At 38.3% G+C, this 16,496-nt stretch carries 14 protein-coding genes; 13 read left to right on the top strand and 1 reads right to left on the bottom strand.

Translation table 11 applies throughout. The annotated features are described in order from the left end of the window. Positions 1–183 precede the first annotated feature (183 nt). The 8 genes from V6670_RS09375 to V6670_RS09410 all read left to right on the top strand — a co-directional run bounded on the left by V6670_RS09375 (position 184) and on the right by V6670_RS09410 (position 8,367). Positions 184–1,953, top strand: a complete 1,770-nt coding sequence (locus V6670_RS09375; RefSeq protein ID WP_338653816.1) for a glycerophosphodiester phosphodiesterase — start codon at positions 184–186, stop codon at positions 1,951–1,953. A 9-nt stretch (positions 1,954–1,962) separates the two neighbouring features. Next, the gene (locus tag V6670_RS09380; RefSeq protein WP_338653817.1) at positions 1,963–2,232 is read left to right on the top strand and encodes a hypothetical protein; all 270 of its coding nucleotides are present in this window, start codon (positions 1,963–1,965) and stop codon (positions 2,230–2,232) included. Positions 2,233–2,406: 174 nt separating this feature from the next. Beyond that, positions 2,407–3,357 (top strand): stalk domain-containing protein, encoded by a 951-nt coding sequence (locus V6670_RS09385; protein ID WP_338653818.1) that lies wholly within the window; start codon positions 2,407–2,409, stop codon positions 3,355–3,357. A 293-nt stretch (positions 3,358–3,650) separates the two neighbouring features. Further along, positions 3,651–3,878 (top strand): hypothetical protein, encoded by a 228-nt coding sequence (locus tag V6670_RS09390; protein WP_338653820.1) that lies wholly within the window; start codon positions 3,651–3,653, stop codon positions 3,876–3,878. Then, entirely contained in the window at positions 3,878–5,401 is a 1,524-nt protein-coding gene (locus tag V6670_RS09395) for a sodium:solute symporter family protein (RefSeq protein WP_338653822.1), read from the top strand. The genes V6670_RS09390 and V6670_RS09395 overlap by 1 nt, the downstream gene beginning before the upstream one ends. A 15-nt stretch (positions 5,402–5,416) precedes the next feature. After that, complete coding sequence (locus V6670_RS09400; protein WP_338653823.1) at positions 5,417–6,748, top strand: ArgE/DapE family deacylase; 1,332 nt, start codon at positions 5,417–5,419, stop codon at positions 6,746–6,748. 12 nt (positions 6,749–6,760) lie between these two features. Then, positions 6,761–7,588, top strand: a complete 828-nt coding sequence (locus tag V6670_RS09405; RefSeq protein WP_338653824.1) for a mycofactocin-coupled SDR family oxidoreductase — start codon at positions 6,761–6,763, stop codon at positions 7,586–7,588. 11 nt (positions 7,589–7,599) lie between these two features. Then, entirely contained in the window at positions 7,600–8,367 is a 768-nt protein-coding gene (locus V6670_RS09410) for an SDR family oxidoreductase (RefSeq protein ID WP_338653825.1), read from the top strand. Positions 8,368–8,429: 62 nt separating this feature from the next. Here the strand turns inward: V6670_RS09410 and V6670_RS09415 are convergent, their stop codons facing one another. After that, positions 8,430–10,031: a PucR family transcriptional regulator ligand-binding domain-containing protein gene (locus V6670_RS09415; protein WP_338653827.1), complete on the bottom strand. Its 1,602-nt coding sequence runs from the start codon at positions 10,029–10,031 to the stop codon at positions 8,430–8,432. 286 nt (positions 10,032–10,317) lie between these two features. On the opposite strand from V6670_RS09415, the gene V6670_RS09420 reads away from it, so the two are divergent. The 5 genes from V6670_RS09420 (at position 10,318) to V6670_RS09440 (ending at position 16,476) form a co-directional block, all read left to right on the top strand. Continuing rightward, complete coding sequence (locus V6670_RS09420; protein WP_338653828.1) at positions 10,318–11,475, top strand: M20 family metallopeptidase; 1,158 nt, start codon at positions 10,318–10,320, stop codon at positions 11,473–11,475. Positions 11,476–11,490: 15 nt separating this feature from the next. After that, positions 11,491–12,657, top strand: coding sequence for an iron-containing alcohol dehydrogenase (locus V6670_RS09425; RefSeq protein WP_338653829.1), 1,167 nt, complete (start codon positions 11,491–11,493; stop codon positions 12,655–12,657). Between the two features lie 24 nt (positions 12,658–12,681). Further along, positions 12,682–14,166, top strand: coding sequence for an aldehyde dehydrogenase family protein (locus tag V6670_RS09430; RefSeq protein WP_338654555.1), 1,485 nt, complete (start codon positions 12,682–12,684; stop codon positions 14,164–14,166). A 239-nt stretch (positions 14,167–14,405) separates the two neighbouring features. Beyond that, the gene (locus V6670_RS09435) at positions 14,406–15,197 is read left to right on the top strand and encodes a DeoR/GlpR family DNA-binding transcription regulator (protein ID WP_338653831.1); all 792 of its coding nucleotides are present in this window, start codon (positions 14,406–14,408) and stop codon (positions 15,195–15,197) included. Positions 15,198–15,210: 13 nt separating this feature from the next. After that, positions 15,211–16,476: an aminotransferase class III-fold pyridoxal phosphate-dependent enzyme gene (locus tag V6670_RS09440; RefSeq protein ID WP_338654557.1), complete on the top strand. Its 1,266-nt coding sequence runs from the start codon at positions 15,211–15,213 to the stop codon at positions 16,474–16,476. Positions 16,477–16,496 lie beyond the last annotated feature (20 nt).

Here is a 16,496-nt window from a genome sequence, read left to right on the forward strand (position 1 = left end):
GATAGCAACATAAAAAGTTTCAAAAAAATGGAGAAAGTCACGATAAATACACAAATCTTCTCTTACTTTGATGCATAGGATACTTGAACAAATTGCTATTTTAGCGGCTTTCAGTACTGTGCTATAGCTGTTTGAACATACGTTAGAAGAGAGCTATTTTAACAGCATGACAGGGGTGAGTACGTGCACAAGGCAGGACAAGTAATGCGACAGGCTGTCCACAATATTTATGCGTATCGGTTAGATTATGTACAAGTTTTCGCATTGATTAGAATTTTTCAGTTTTTATTGATAATCCCTGTAACCTCGATCGTCTTGAAGCTCATGCTCCGAGTAACAGGGTATACACATATTACTGAGCAAAATTGGCAAAGCTTTGTGGCGCATCCCTTTGTCATCATGATGATTTGTCTATTAATTTTGCTGTTTTTATTATTTGTTTATTATGAAATGGGCTTCCTCTTTCTCATGGCCTTTCATCAGCAAAGGGGGATGCACTATCGCTTTCTTCCTTTATGGCAGCAATTGAATCGAAAGGTTATTTATTTTTTTAGTGTCCAAGTCTTATTTTTAATTGTCTATCTTGCACTATTAATGCCATTAGCTTCCTTTATGCTACCACTCACCTTAACGCAATCCGTTTCTCTGCCACATTTTTTAACAGACGAAATAATGAGCAGTCGAGCTGGTAGGCTAGCATATGCTGCGGTGGCAAGTCTCGTGGTGATGATCGGCATTCGTAGTATTTTAACGTTACCAATTTTTACAATCCAGCCCAACATCTCGATTCTACGTTCCTTCAAGCAAAGCTGGCATTTTTCTAAACGAGGTTTATTTGAACTGTTAGTATTATTAGCGATGCTTTTAACAGGTCATTTGCTAATGATGCTAGGAATAACGGTCATCAGTACGTTTCCGCTCTATTTAATAGAGCGCATAATGCCGAGCGCAGCATTGGTCACGGCTGGGCTTACACTTGCCTTGTTGGAAATGGTCTTTGTAGTGCTATTTAGTTTATTACAGGCTATGTTTTCACAAGTCATGGTTGCCATTACGTATAACACGCCAGTGCTAGGCAAAGTTAGAGTGGTCACCAAGAGACAGCGACGCTATAAGCCATTACTATTGATCAGTTTCATCGTTTTTATCGTATTAAGTATGATGAACATCAATTCTTTAGAGAAAAGTGTTTATGCCCCAGATACTAAAATTATTGCCCATCGAGGCTATGTCGCAGGCAATGTAGAAAATACGATTAGCGGGTTAGTAAGTGCAGCGAATGCGGGGGCAGATTTAATTGAAATCGATATTCAGCAAACCGTAGATGGTGAATTTGTTGTCTTTCATGATCGAACATTAAGACGGCTAGCTGGTAAAAACGGTGTCATTGCGAATATGACCCTAAGCGAACTAAAGTCATTAACCATTCATCAAAATGGCTACAGCGATAAAATTGCATCTTTAGAGGATTGTATCGAAATTGCTAAAGCGTTAGATGTGGCGTTATTAATCGAATTAAAGGCGCACGGCCAAGAAACGGAAGATGTTTTACCTAAATTAGTCGAGAAGCTACGTCAATACAAGGTGCTGGATTCCTACTATGTGCAATCCGCTGATGTACAGAAAATGGCGCAATTAAAAAAATTGGTGCCCAATTTGCGAGTTGGCATTGTCTATGCACTCAACATCGGACCAATGGAGGAAAATGTTGATTTTATCGCATTAGAGGAATCCTGGGTAACCGAGCAGCTTATTGAGGAATTAAAGCAGCACCCAACTGACTTATTTGTTTGGACACTCAATGACGACCGTTCCTTGCAAACCTTTATTGAAAAAAACGTCAGCGGCGTCATAACTGACCACCCCGACGTCGCCCGCGAGCTAAGAGCACAACAAAGCGAACATCAATACTTCTTACAGCGCATCCTCAATCGACTGCGATTTATCTTTTGAGGAAGCGAAGTGAATGCTCGCGAGCGAAGTGAATACTCGCAGAGGAAGGCGAATACTCGCGGAAGGAGAGTGAATTACTCGCGGAAGGAGAGTGAATACTCGCGGAAGGAGAGTGAATACTCGCGGAAGGAAGGCGAATACTCGCGGAAGGAGAGTGAATACTCGCGGAAGGAGAGTGAATACTCGCGGAAGGAAGGCGAATACTCGCGGAAGGAGAGTGAATACTCGCGGAAGGAAGGCGAATACTCGCGGAAGGCAAGCGACAACCCGCGAAAGTAAAGCGAACACCCAGATGCCCTCAAATCAAAGCGAACACCATAAGCTCTTCATCATACGCAACCGTTCAAGAGCAGTGTGACTTCGCTTAAAATAAAAAAATTGGTCAGATTGTAACCTTTTTCATGCTGAGGCGACTACTTCTATGAATTCATGAAATGAAGGAGATGCTTTTTTATGAAAATGACGAAAGTCGTACCATTTGCTATGTCAGCATTATTATTAGGGGGCGCGATCGGAGCTCCAACTGCATCAGCTAACGAAGGTGAGGCTGTGGTAAACGCAGAAACTTCGGTGCAACAAGTGCAGCCGACTTTTATTAAAGTAACGGGTACAGTGGAAAATGTAGATGTTCGTGAAAACGGAACGTACTATACAGTAATAGACGGCGACAATACGAATATTGTAATCGCCAATAAAGAGTCACTTATTTTCGATAATACAGGAAAAGAAGTCAAGCCTCAAAAAGGGGATAAGGTGTCGGCTTACTCTTATGCGAAAAAACCTATGCTTGCGATTTATCCACCGCAGTATAACCCAGAAGTGATTATTGTTGAAACAGAAGCAATGGGTAGCGTGGAAGTTGATTTCTTCAATAAAGATTTGATCGATACAGACAACAACTTAAAATTAAATGTTGGAGAAGACACTAAATTAGTAAGTGCTTCCGGTAAAGATGTGAAACTGGATGATTTAAAAGAGCAGCATTTAGCCGTGTTCTACACAATTGCTACGATGAGTATTCCTGCTCAGACACCACCTTCAAAGGTCATCGTGTTGGACACGATCGAGAAGGAAGAGCCGGTGGTTGAAGTGGACCTAGAGCCAACTCCTGAACCAGCACCATCCGATTCAGCTGTTCAAGAAATCATCAAGAAAGACTTTTATGAAGTAGAAGGGACGAAAATGGTGCCACTACGATTAATCGCAGAAGAACTTGGCTTTAAAGTAGAAGTTACGCCAAAGGGTGCTATTGTTTCGAAAGGTGCCGTTTCCTATACCATTACTCGTGGTCAAAAGGAATATGGCTACAATAAAGCGCTTCGCCAATTTAAAGTAGCACCAGCTTTATTAGAAGCTGGTAAAACATATGTACCTGTTGAATTAGTAGAAGAACTAATGAAATAAACGCTTCAAACCCCTTTATGTTTTTTACCATAAAGGGGTTTTATAATGGAAAGAATTATAAAAAGTTTTGGAGAATAAACAAAAGGAGTCACTTGATTTTTGTTATATTCAAAAGATTTTGAAAAATCAGATAATAAGTTGACTTTTTATTCACCTGAAAATATGATGTTCATTAACCGGTTATTGATTAAATGCTTTAAAGCAAAAATTACTGATATAAGAGATATCAAAAGAGGTGAGATTGTTTGAGATCAGTAGGGAAGAGAAATTTATTTTTTACTGCTTGCTTTATTATGTTAATATTATTAGCTTGTTTTCCAGGTGTTTTTGATTTTAGTAATAAAATTGAGCCACGTATTTTAAGTTTGCCATTTTCATATTTTTGGCAATTCTTATTAAATATTTTCATTTTTATATTATTAATATCTTGGTATTTTGTAGATGCTAAGTATGGTGATTTAGATATTGATATTGAACCTTTATCGAAAACACAATTGCAAGAATTAAGGGGGGAAGATTAATGTTATCGATTATCTTTATTGTGATCTTCTTTGTAATTGTGTTTGCGATTAATGCCAAAAATTTCGGTGTTCAATCTTTTGAAGAGTATGCAACAGCACGAGGCAGCTTTGGTATGATAGCGATTTCATTAGCCATCTTTTCCACGTGGTATGTAGGCGCGACATTTACTGCGTTTGCAGGATACTCGGTTGGTTATGGTTTTATTGGTTTGTATGTATTGACTTATGCAACATTAACGATGCTTTCCATGTATTTAGTTGCAGAAAAAACATATATCTGGGGAAAGAAATACCATATTGGTACACAAGCAGAGCTTATGGATTTACGCTATAAAAGCAGCATGGTGCGTTTAGTTGTTGGAATGGCTGGAATCGTCTTTACTGCACCATGGCTATTAATGGAATGGATAACACAAGGAGTGATTTTCAATTACGCAACTAATGGTTTAATCAGTCCTGTAGTCGGTATGATTATTGGGATTGTTGTTGTACTTGCTTATGTGTCTTTAGGTGGAATGAAATCGGTTATTACAGCAAATATTTTCCAAGGAGCATTTATGTTTTTTATTGGGACGGGTGTCATGCTGTATATGATTTTTAAATTTTCTGGTGGTATTGCAGCAGGAATGGATTCTTTAGTTGCGAGTCATCCTGAAACGTTAACATTCCCTGGACCAGGTTGGGAATTGCCTACTGCATTTTGGACTTCCATTATCATTACAAGTGGATTGGGAGGTTTCATGTGGCCATGGGTTTATAACAAATTATTTGCCTCAAATAGTATTCGTTCCATTAAACAGTCTGCATTATTAGCACCGATTATCGGTGGAATATTCTATGTGATATTCCAACTATTGGGTAATATTTTATATATGAATGATACGGCAAGAAATAATCCTGAGGAAGCCTATATGTGGGCTGCCGGAGAGGTTGGGCCAATCGTACTTGCGCTCATGTCCACTGTCATAATGGCAACAAGTATTGCAACGGTAAGCGGCATCATTCAAGCAATGTCAACTTCCATTTCTCGTGATGTAGCTACAGTTATTAAGAAGGATATTTCTGAAAAAATGGCCATGAGAATAGCTAGAATTTCAGTATTGATGATCGGTGCAATATGTGCCGTCCTTGCAACAGTTGATGTTGGGGCATTAATAAATATTGCATTGCTTTCTTATCAAGGAATTATCATGATATTCCCTGTTGTTATCTTAGGTTTATATTGGAAACGTGCGAATAAAGAGGGAGCTCTTGCAGGTATGATAATTGGAACAATCGTTTCGATGACCTTCACTGTAACAGAACCTGCATTTATTACAAATTTAGGCTGGTCTGCTGGTGTATATGGCCTAATCACGACAACGATCATTATGATTATTGCTGGTTATGCAAAGCCAATAGAAGCACATGTAGAAAATCTTTGGGAAGATATTGAAAACGCAAGAAGAAATAAAAAATCTGTACCACTCAATCCTGCTGAAATTAATTCTTCCATGGTAAATGTCAGTTCTAAAAACGAGTAAACAAGGAGGAATAATATGACAAATGTATTGTCTACCGAAAAAATAAAGCAAGAGCTTATTGAGGTTATTGATGAGATGCGTGAGGAAATCATTCTCTTAGCAAGTAATATGGTAAAGATTCCGAGTGTCAACCCGAATTATGATGGCGTTAATAAAAATGAAGTGATTGGTGGCGAAAAGAATGTCCAAGCGTTTCTAAAGCCAGTTTTTGAAGAAATCTGTGATGAAGTTGATATGTGGGAAGTGGAGGCACAAAGACCAAATCTAGTGGGAGTGATCAAAGGAACAGGTAATGGAAAGTCACTAATTTTTAATGGTCATATAGATGTAGTACCACCAGGTCCAAACACTGACTGGAAATTTGAAGATCCATTCTCTGGAAGAGTGGAAGATGGCAAACTATATGGACGTGGGGCCTGTGATATGAAAGGCGGGATAGCAGCTCAAATAATGGCTGCAAAAGCGTTAAAAAAATTAGGCATTCAATTAAAAGGAGATTTATTGCTAGAAACAGTTGTTGGTGAAGAGACGATGGATCATGAATTAGGCGTAACTGCGACAGTGGAAAGAGGCTATAAGGCAGATGCAGCGATAGTATCTGAACCTTCTGGGCCACCACAAAGTTTAGCAGTTGTACCTGTAAGTCCAGGTGTTATTCGTATGCATATTACAGTTAAAGGTAAAACCACACATGCTTCTGTGAGGAGAGAGTTTATTCGTGCAGGAGGTAAGCATGGCGAGGTGGGGATTAACGCGGTAGAAAAAGGGATGTATGTCGTACAAGTACTTCAACAATTAGAGGAAGAATGGGGATTCACAAAGAAACATGATCTTTTTGAACCAGGTCATTTTTCCATTCATCCAGGCATTATTCACGGTAAGTCCTACGATGTTGATTTACCGTTTGTGGTTTCAGATTATTGTACGATTCAATATGCAGTGTGGCATCACCCTTTAGAATCTTTTGAGGAAGTACAAGCAGAAATTTTAGCACATGTAGAAAGAGCCGTACAAAATGATTTGTGGCTGCGAAATAATCCACCAGACATTGAATTTTTATTGCATTGGCCAGCATTTAATGTATCTATCGATCACCCGATTGTTCAAGCAACGACACGTGCTCATAAGGAAGCAACGGGAGAGGAAGCGATGATACATGGTTTTGCAGCGGTTGCAGATGCAGCGTTTTTAAATGCAAGAGGAATTCCTTCTATTATATATGGTCCTGGAAGTATATTAGTAGCTCATGCAGCGAATGAATACGTATTGGTAGAGGATTTAATAAAAGCAGCAAAAACTTATGCATTAACAGCTTTGGAATGGTGTGGGATTGAGGAAACGTTTTAGGAGGGAGCTTATATGGGAAAATTAGCAGGAAAAGTAGCCTTTATAACGGGTGGAGCACGTGGGATGGGAAAGGACTATGCATTGAAATTTGCAGAAGAAGGGGCAGCAATTGTTATCACTGATATTGCCAGAAACCTACAGAGTGTTGCCTATGAAATGGCAGGTGAACGAGAATTAACTGAAACTGTCAATGAGATAAAGAGTAGGGGTGTGGATGCATTAGGATTTATAGCAGATGTTCGGCATACTAAAGAGCTGGAAGAAGCTGTCCACAAGACAATTGCTCATTTTGGAAAAATAGATATTCTCGTGACCAATGCTGGTATCCTTTCGTATAACAAATTATGGGAAATGCCAGAGGAGCAATGGGATGATATGCTTGATATTTGTTTAAAGGGAACATGGTTAACTTGCAAGCACGTCATTCCTCATATGATTGAACGACAAGCAGGCAAGATTTTATGTGTCTCTTCTGTAAATGGTTTAAGAGGTGGTCAAAATGTAGGACACTATGTAGCAGCTAAACATGGTGTTTTAGGTTTTGTTAAATCATTAGCTATGGAGGTCGGTCCCTACAACATTCATGTCAATGCAATTTGTCCAACCGCTGTTGACACCACAATGGCAAACAATCAAGCAACTTATGATCGTTTGGCTAATAAAAAAGGAGCAACCAGAGACGAAGCAACACCTGCATTTGGAAATCATCATGTTTTTCCAAATCAAGATTTTATTGCACCAAGAGATGTTATTAATGCAGCACTTTTCCTAGTTTCAGATGATTCCAATAATATAACAGGTTCACATATTGCTGTTGATGCAGGTTACTTAACAATGTAAGGAGGGAACCAATGGTAGGTAGATTACAGGAGAAAGTTGTCGTTATTACAGGAGCAGCACAAGGGATTGGCTTTGCTACAGCGAGAAAATGTGGGCAAGAAGGAGCGAAAGTAGTTATCTCAGATTTGAATGTGGAGAAATTACAGGAGGCTTTTCTACAATTGCAACAAAGTGGCTTTGATGTTCATTCGGTAGTATGTAATATCTTCGATGAAGAGCATATTGCAAAGCTTTATGATGAAGCAGTGAAAAGATATGGCTATATTACAACAGTTGTTAATAATGCAGGCATTTTTGTCAATAATACAGCCGAAACATTTGATGTTATCACCTATGAAAGAATTTCTAACATCAATATTAAAGGTGTGATGCTAAGCACAAAATATGCCATTCAACATTTAAAAGGACAAGAGGGCAGTTCCATCATCAATTTGGCCTCTATTTCAGGCATGATCGGTACCAAAAATCATAATTTATATATCATGACAAAGCATGCAGTGGCGGGTATTACACGAAGTACGGCAGTAGAGCTTGGGCAGTATGGTATACGTGTGAATGCTGTATGTCCAGGCTTAACTGATACAAATATGGCAAAGCAACTAATCGACGGGGATGGCGGTGGTCAGACCATTCGCCAGGCCTATGAAAATGCCTATTTATTAGGGCGATTAGGTCGACCAGAAGAAATCGCCAATACCATTTCCTTCTTAGCCTCTGATGAAGCATCCTTTATTACAGGCGCATTAATACCGGTGGATGGCGGCTATACAGCGACTTAAAAAATCTAAAAACAGTCTATTTTAATCAATGGCATAAAAATAGACTGTTTTTGTTATGGCAATTATTGATAGGTAGGTAGTTGAAGCTCCTCAAGTAAGAAGCCAATATAAAATAAAATTTGATCTTGCAGTTTTTCAGGATTGAGCTTTGAGATCTCTTTAATCAAACTAAGTCGATAACGGACCGTATTTTTATGAACAAATAGCTGTTCAGCTGTTTTATTAAAATCGGCATTATTAAATATAAATACTTTCAGTGTATTGTAGAGCTCTGCTGTCTTTTTCTCATCAAATTCCTTTAAGGGCATTAAGTATTCCTGCTGAAGAAAGGAAGCTTCTTTTATTGGTTGATTAGAGAAAAGAATTCGTTCGAAGTTTAAATGTTCAAAACTTACTACTTTCGACAGCAGATTTTTCTTCGCTTGTGCAAAATGTAAGGAAATTAATGCCTCATTGTAGCTTTTTACAATGGAATGTAAAGGATAGGCCCGACCGAATCCTCCAAAATAAGTGTTGTGGACATTATACTTAGCTAATAAGAAATCGATTTTTTTACAAATAAATTCAACATTAATTTCTGACGTAGTATCTAACAGCATAACTAAATAATTATTGGAATCAAAGCCTACCTTGGTTAATGTATATTTTTCTAATAAAAAGATAAACTGTGACGTTAATATAAGTGTATCCTGTTTGTTATAATCAGGGAATTTTAATTCAATTAACAGTAATCTGTATGGATGATGTGACAAATCCCAATTTACCTCTCTTGAAACGCGAATAATCTCCTCTGTACTATTAAATTTCCCATGAAATAAATCTAATAAAAAGCTACTTCTATTTTGCTGAGAGAGTGAAATAATACTTTTTATTTTTTGAAGCTCCGTTAATAGAATCGCAGTTGCTTGTGAAATCGCTACCTTTTTCCAAGGGGCACGAATATCCTCACAGTCCCAAAGAATAATACAGCCTTCAAGATGTCGATTTTCATAAATCGGCTTGACATACACTTGGATGGGAAGTCCCTGGAAACTTTCTTTTGTTAGGTTTTTCGTTTTAATCATATGGATGATATTTGAAGTGATTTCTTCATACATAGGTGTCAATTCAAAAGAGCTATAAAATTTATCAATGGAATGTAAATAAATAGTTGCCTTGTTGGAAGTCAATTTGTCGATTAAAAGCGGTAATTGTTGAAAATCAGATTGAGCTAATAAAAAATATTGAAACGCTTCATAAATATTTTTTACTTTTTCTAACTCAAGTCTTTGTTCATTATTAATGTGGTTGACAATGGGGATAATCATATCTGCCCAAGCAATATGGTTGTCCAGCTCGATCATGATTATCTCATACTGCTCGGCAAAATTTCGCACGTCTAAAGAAATAGATGGGATATGCCGACCAATTTTGATACCTAAGCCACTGACTCCTTTTTCAGAGAGCGTCACAATTAAATTTTTTAATGTTTCATCTAAACTTTTTTTGTTTGAAAGAAATGGAAAACCAGTTGTAAGAATGAAATTTCCTCGTTCAACCCAAGAAAAGCCATCTGGTGCATCTACGATTGTAGCCCCGGTTACTTCCTTTCCCAGTAAATCGTGTCCAGCGAGTATCTTGGCATTTTTAAATTGTTGTAAAAGCATAATATCTTTTATCCGCAAGTTAATCACCTCATAAATGTTTTGATGAAAAGATGATCATGGATGTGCAGAGCAACGCAAAAGTCATTTTATTTTATAAAAAAATGGAAGCATTTTTTTGGCTCTTAGCCAATAAATACAATGCTATAGTAAGTGAAAGGTGAGATTACTAGTATGATACATTAAATTTTTGTAATTTTCACTCATTTTTATAATCTGTAGCTTGAGGGTATTTTTGGAAATTTGAATCGCTGCAAAATCGGCTACATGTCTAGTGTGACAACGGTCAAGGGAGGGAGGTGTTTTTTTGATCGATAAGGAAAGAGCGACACAATTTTTACAAGCATTAGTACAAATAAACAGTGTCAATCCACCTGCTAATGAGCTAGTAGTAGCCCATAAAATAGCTGAGCATTGTACTAGCTACGGCTTAGAAGTAGATATCCAAATGATTGATGAGGCGAGGGCAAACATCATTGTAAAGTTATTAAGTAATGAAAAAGAAAAATGCGCGTCTTTGTTATTTAGTGGTCACTTGGATACAGTTCCTGTTGGTGATGTACCTTGGCATTACGAACCTTTCTCGGCAGATATAGTTGACGGGAAAATGTATGGTAGGGGAACGGCAGATATGAAAGGGGGAGTAGCTGCTTTACTAGAGGCGATGATTATTTTAAAGGAAAAAAAGATTCCTTTAAAAGGCGATCTATTGTTTTTAGGAACAGCTGGAGAAGAGGTTGATTGCATAGGAGCAAAACAAGCCATTGAATCAGATATTGTCAAAAAGGCAGGTACCATTCTTATTGCAGAACCGAGTAGTGGGGAGATTTTTTGTGCCCATAAGGGTGTCTTATGGCTGGAGATCGAAACCTTTGGTAAAACGGCACATAGCTCAATGCCTCAAAATGGCATAAATGCTATTGCGCATATGCATAAAATTATAAGTGCTTTGCAGACCTATTCATTTAGAAAAGTGAAAGAACATCCTTTATTAGGTCGGCCAACTCTTGTCATTAGTACGATAAAAGGGGGTGTCACTACCAATGTAATACCAGATTATTGTGCTATTCGTATAGATATTAGATCCACCCCCTTACTATCCCATCAAGAAATAGTAGAGGATATTAAAGAAATTATTAGAGACATTCAAAAAATGAACGATGACTGCAAGGCAAAGATCAACGTGATGCATGATTTAGATTCAATTGATTATTCAAGCAGCTATGACTTATTAGCACAATTGAAACAGGTGAAAAATGAATTGTTCAATGTGAACTTAATGGAACAGGGCGTTAATTATTATACAGATGGTTCCGTTTTTTCAGTGGCTACGAATGCACCCATTATTATCTATGGCCCTGGCAATGAAAATTTAGCACACCAGCCAAATGAACATATTGAAATGAACGAATTTTTTGATGCTATTGAATTTTATCGTGCTTTTGCAGAAAGATATTTAACTTGATAGGGAGGATTAAATATGAATGCTTATTCAGAAACTGTTTTTAATGCGAAAACAAAGATTTTTACGGGTATCTCTTCTATTAAAAATTTAGGTGCTGCCTTACAGAAAATCGGTGCTCAATGCATTTTGATGGTGACAGATCAAGGTATTAAGCACTCTGGTATATTAAAAAATGTGCTTGTGGAAATCCCTGAGGAAATAGAAGTCTTGATCTATGACGAGGTCAAACCGAATCCAGATGTTGCAAGTATTGACCACACTGCCAATATGTATAGAGAAAAAGGCATTTCCGTTTTAGTAGCTGTAGGAGGAGGAAGTGTCATAGATAGCGCAAAAGCCTTGGCGATCGTATTAACAAATGAGGGCTCTATTTCCGCCTACTATGGTTTCGATCAATATACTAAAAAAGCACTTCCCATCATCGCTGTTCCTACAACCGTAGGAACAGGGAGTGAAAGTGGCAATGCAGCAGTTATTACGGATGAAACAGATGGCTTAAAAACAAAAAAATTAGTTTTTGGAGAGGATCTATTTCCTAGAGCTGCCATATTGGATGCTAATCTATTACGTGCAATGCCAAGTGGCCTCATTGCCTCAACAGGTATGGATGCTTTAACACATGCTATTGAAGGCTATGTATCTATCTGGAGCTCACATTTTACGGATGCACTTAACTTACATGCAGTGCGAGTGATTGGCAAATCACTATTGCCTGCTATAGCTCATAGTGAAAATACAGAGGCGATGCATGGCATGTTATTAGCTAGTTCTATTACAGGCTTAGGGATGGCTAATTCAGGCTTAGGAATGGTTCATGGCATTTCACATGCTATTGGTGCGCAATATGATGCTCCGCATGGCATTGTCAATGCGATCCTATTACCCTACCTATTAGATTACAATTGGATGGCTAATCCTGAGAAATTTAAAGATATTGCAGAGGCATTGCGTGTCAATATAGAAGGCCTCTCGGTAGAGGATGCAGCGAAAGCAGCAGTGGCATATGTGAAGAATTTGACAAAAGAAGCTGGAATTCCTGAGAAATTAAGTGCCATTGGGGTTCGTAAAGAGGATATTGATGTTTTAGTCGATATTGCCTTTCATGACGCTCAGTACATGGTGCCAAATCCCCGTAAAATGTCTCGACAGGATATATATCATATTTTAGATCAATCAATTTAACAAGGAGGTTTTAGTATGCTAGAGATGAAACTACCACAAGCAATTGAATTGTTACCTAAGGTGCAAGCTTTTTTAGAGGAAACAAAGGGGTTATTTATTAATGGTGAATTTATTCCATCTAGAGCAGGTAAAACCTTTGACACAATAAATCCCTCCACTGGAGATAAAATAACAGATGTATATGAAGCGCAAGTAGAGGACATAGACGCAGCGGTCGAAGCAGCTAGAGTTGCTTTTGATTGTGGATCATGGTCAAAGCTGGACGCTGCTCAAAGAGCGTTATTGATGCTAAAACTAGCGGATTTAATTGAAGAACATAAAATGGAAATTGCTCAGCTTGATGCCTTGGATAACGGTAAGCCAATTAATGAAGTTTTGGGTAATGATATTCCGAATGCTGTTGAGCAATTTAGATACTTTGCTGGTTGGGCAACTAAAAATATGGGCCAAGTCCTGCCTGTTGCGGGTAATTTTCTAAATTATACAAGGCATGAACCAGTAGGTGTAGTGGGGCAAATCATCCCTTGGAATTTTCCGTTTATGATGGTTTCTTGGAAAATTGCACCTGCATTAGCAACTGGGTGTACCGTTGTGCTTAAGCCAGCCGAACAAACGCCGCTGTCTGCTCTTTATTTTGCTCAATTAGTGACAGAGGCAGGTTTTCCACCAGGGGTTATTAATATCGTTCCTGGTTTTGGCCTGGTGGCAGGTGAGGCACTAGTTGTACATGAAAAAATTGATAAAATTGCCTTTACCGGCTCTACAGAGGTAGGGAAAAGCATTATGAAAAAGGCTGCTGAGACAATGAAACGTGTGACTTTAGAGCTTGGTGGAAAGTCTCCAAATATTATTTTACAGGATGCTGATTTAAGTATAGCCATTCCAGGAGTTCTTTCAGGTATCATGGCCAATCAAGGTGAAGTCTGTAGCGCTGGATCAAGAGTATTTGTTCATCGTAGCCAGTCTCAGGAGATTATCAAACAAATGGTGAACTATGCTTCAAAAATCCAACAAGGCCATGCTTTAAATTTTGATACACAAATGGGTGCGCTTGTTTCTGAAAAACAGTTAAACCGTGTTAAAAATTATATTGAAAAAGGTGTTCAAGAGGGAGCAATAGTAGCCTGTGGTGGAAAATCTGCTGACAGTGGATATTTTATAGAGCCTACTATTTTTACGAATGTTACAGATACAATGACAATTGCACAGGAAGAAATCTTTGGACCTGTAGTCGTTGTTATAGAATATGATAGTATGGAAGAGCTCATAGAGAGAGCGAATAATTCTAATTTTGGATTAGCGGCAGGTATCTGGACACAGAATTTAAAAAACGCGCATTCATTAGCTGCAAAATTAAAGGCGGGATCCGTATGGGTTAATTGCTATAATATGACGGATCCTGCTTCTCCTTTTGGAGGATATAAGCAGTCAGGCATCGGCAGAGAAATGGGCTCCTATGCTCTGCAAAATTATACAGAAGTGAAGAGTGTTTGGATTAATTTGGATTGATATTGTATTTTGAAGAAGTGAAAATAAGTCCCCAAGTTATAGTGAAATAACTAGGGGACTATATTTTTGTAGATAAATATAGTTTAAAGGAGAAAAAATGATCATTATTTAGATAAATATAATGTTTGTAGTATTGACAATTATCTAACTATTCTTTAAAATTCAAAATGAATCCACATAAATACAGAAATGATTTGTGGATTTTGTTGGATTATATTTTGTGTTTGGAGTGATTGTGTATGTCCCTTTCATTTGAGGAACGTAAAAAAGTAATTTTAGATATTTTAGATTTAGAAGGAAAAGTGAAGGTAAGTGATGCCGAACATCTATTGAACGTATCAGGTGAGACTATACGTAGAGATATGGATCGATTGGAGAAGGAAGGGCTCCTACACAAAGTCTATGGAGGTGCCGTAAAGGCGAAAGAAAAGTATGAACGGACTTTTGAGCAGAAAACGTCACTTAACAACTTAGAGAAAAGACGGATATGTAAGGCTGCGGCAAGTATTGTGGAGGATGGAGACGTTATTTTTATTGGTCATGGTACAACAGCTTACGAAGTCGTGCGTTTTTTAAGTGATAAACCAAATGTAATAGTAGTAACAAACTCTCTCCCAGTCCTATCATTAGCAGCAGAATGCTTTCAAGGCAAGGTGCTTTTTGCAGGAGGTGAATATGAACATCGCCAAAAGTTTATGGGTGGTCCATTAGCTGATTTATTTTTCAATCAATTAAAGGCTAATAAAGCTTTTGTTGCTGCTGGTGGGATTTCCTTAGCGGATGGTATTACAGATTATGATATTACTGGTGCAGCAATTTCCAAAAAATTAATCGAACGTGCTGAAAATACGATTATTTTAGCTGACCATACGAAATTTGGTATCTCTACATTTGCACATATTTGTCATTTAGAGGACGTTTCCATGGTCATCACAGATCAAAAAAGCTCTAGACAATGGCAGGAACGCCTAGCACAGAAAAAAGTTGAGTTATTAATAGCAAGTGAAATTTGGGATGAAGTCAATGTATAGGAAGGTGGAAAATATGGATTACTTTGCGAACAAACAAGCAACCTTGCAAAAATCAATTGACTGGTGGAATCCAGGAAAAACAAAACAATGGCAAATCGATGGCGTAGATGTCGTCATAGGAAAAAGAGAAGGCTATTATTTTTACGATGTGGATGGTAAAAAATTAATGAATGCTCATCTAAATGGCGGCACGTATAACTTGGGGCACCGTAATCCTGAAGTCATTGCAGCATTAATAGAAGGAACAAATTATTTTGATATTGGTAACCATCATTTTCCATCAACTGCACGTGCTCAATTAGCAGAAAAATTAGTAGCCTGCACACCGGATGGCTTAACATACTCGATTTTTTCCAGCGGAGGAAGCGAAGCGATTGATGTTGCCTTAAAATGTGCCCGTTATGCTACGAAGCGTAAAAAAACGATTTCTATTAAAAATGGGTATCATGGGCACACAGGTCTTGCAGTTTCACTTGGGAATGACCGCTATTCTAAGCCATTTTTAAGTGAAGGTAGCCCACATGAATTTGTTCATGTGCCATTCAATGACCTAGCTGCGATGGAGCATGAACTTGCGCAAGGAGATGTAGCAAGCGTCATTATCGAAACGATTCCTGCTACCTATGGATTCCCATTACCAAATGCCCATTATTTAGCTGGTGTCAAATCGCTTTGCGAGCGCTATGGGGCCTTATATATTGCGGATGAAGTGCAAACGGGCTTAATGAGGACAGGTAAGCTGTGGGGCATTGAGCATTATGGTGTGAAGCCAGATATTTTGGTGACGGCAAAGGGGCTGAGTGGAGGCATTTATCCAATTGCGGCAACAGTGGTCAATGAACGAGCAGGGGGTTGGATGGTGGAAGATGGTCTGGCACATATTTCTACTTTTGGTGGTGCGGAACTTGGCTGTGTAGTGGCGATGAAAGTATTAGAAATTTCGCAACGACCTGAAGTGGTAAAAAATGTAGAATATGTTGCGCGTTATCTTCGTAGTGGCTTAGAGCGTATTCAACAACAATATCCTGATTTCTTTGTGGGGATTCGTCAGCTTGGCGTTGTTATGGGCTTAGAGTTTAATCATCCTGAAGGGGCAAAATATGTGATGAGTTCCTTGTACAAGCATGGTGTGTGGGCCATTTATTCTATGCTTGATACACGTGTTTTACAATTTAAGCCAGGGTTATTATGTGACAAAGCGTATTGTGATGAATTGCTTGAAAAATGTGAGGCAGGTATTAAGGAAGCAGCACAACTTGTTAAATTTGCGCGCCATTAAATGGGGAGAAAGCTTATCAT

This window comes from Lysinibacillus sp. Y5S-8, from assembly GCF_036894365.1.
Classification (GTDB): Bacteria; Bacillota; Bacilli; order Bacillales_A; family Planococcaceae; genus Lysinibacillus; species Lysinibacillus fusiformis_D.

Excerpts from the sequence above, each read along its gene's own strand:
- V6670_RS09385 (WP_338653818.1), top strand. The coding sequence starts at position 2,407 with ATGAAAATGACGAAAGTCGTACCATTTGCTATGTCAGCATTATTATTA.
- V6670_RS09390 (WP_338653820.1), top strand. The coding sequence starts at position 3,651 with ATGTTAATATTATTAGCTTGTTTTCCAGGTGTTTTTGATTTTAGTAAT.
- V6670_RS09395 (WP_338653822.1), top strand. The coding sequence starts at position 3,878 with ATGTTATCGATTATCTTTATTGTGATCTTCTTTGTAATTGTGTTTGCG.
- V6670_RS09400 (WP_338653823.1), top strand. The coding sequence starts at position 5,417 with ATGACAAATGTATTGTCTACCGAAAAAATAAAGCAAGAGCTTATTGAG.
- V6670_RS09405 (WP_338653824.1), top strand. The coding sequence starts at position 6,761 with ATGGGAAAATTAGCAGGAAAAGTAGCCTTTATAACGGGTGGAGCACGT.
- V6670_RS09410 (WP_338653825.1), top strand. The coding sequence starts at position 7,600 with ATGGTAGGTAGATTACAGGAGAAAGTTGTCGTTATTACAGGAGCAGCA.
- V6670_RS09425 (WP_338653829.1), top strand. The coding sequence starts at position 11,491 with ATGAATGCTTATTCAGAAACTGTTTTTAATGCGAAAACAAAGATTTTT.
- V6670_RS09430 (WP_338654555.1), top strand. The coding sequence starts at position 12,682 with ATGAAACTACCACAAGCAATTGAATTGTTACCTAAGGTGCAAGCTTTT.
- V6670_RS09435 (WP_338653831.1), top strand. The coding sequence starts at position 14,406 with ATGTCCCTTTCATTTGAGGAACGTAAAAAAGTAATTTTAGATATTTTA.
- V6670_RS09440 (WP_338654557.1), top strand. The coding sequence starts at position 15,211 with ATGGATTACTTTGCGAACAAACAAGCAACCTTGCAAAAATCAATTGAC.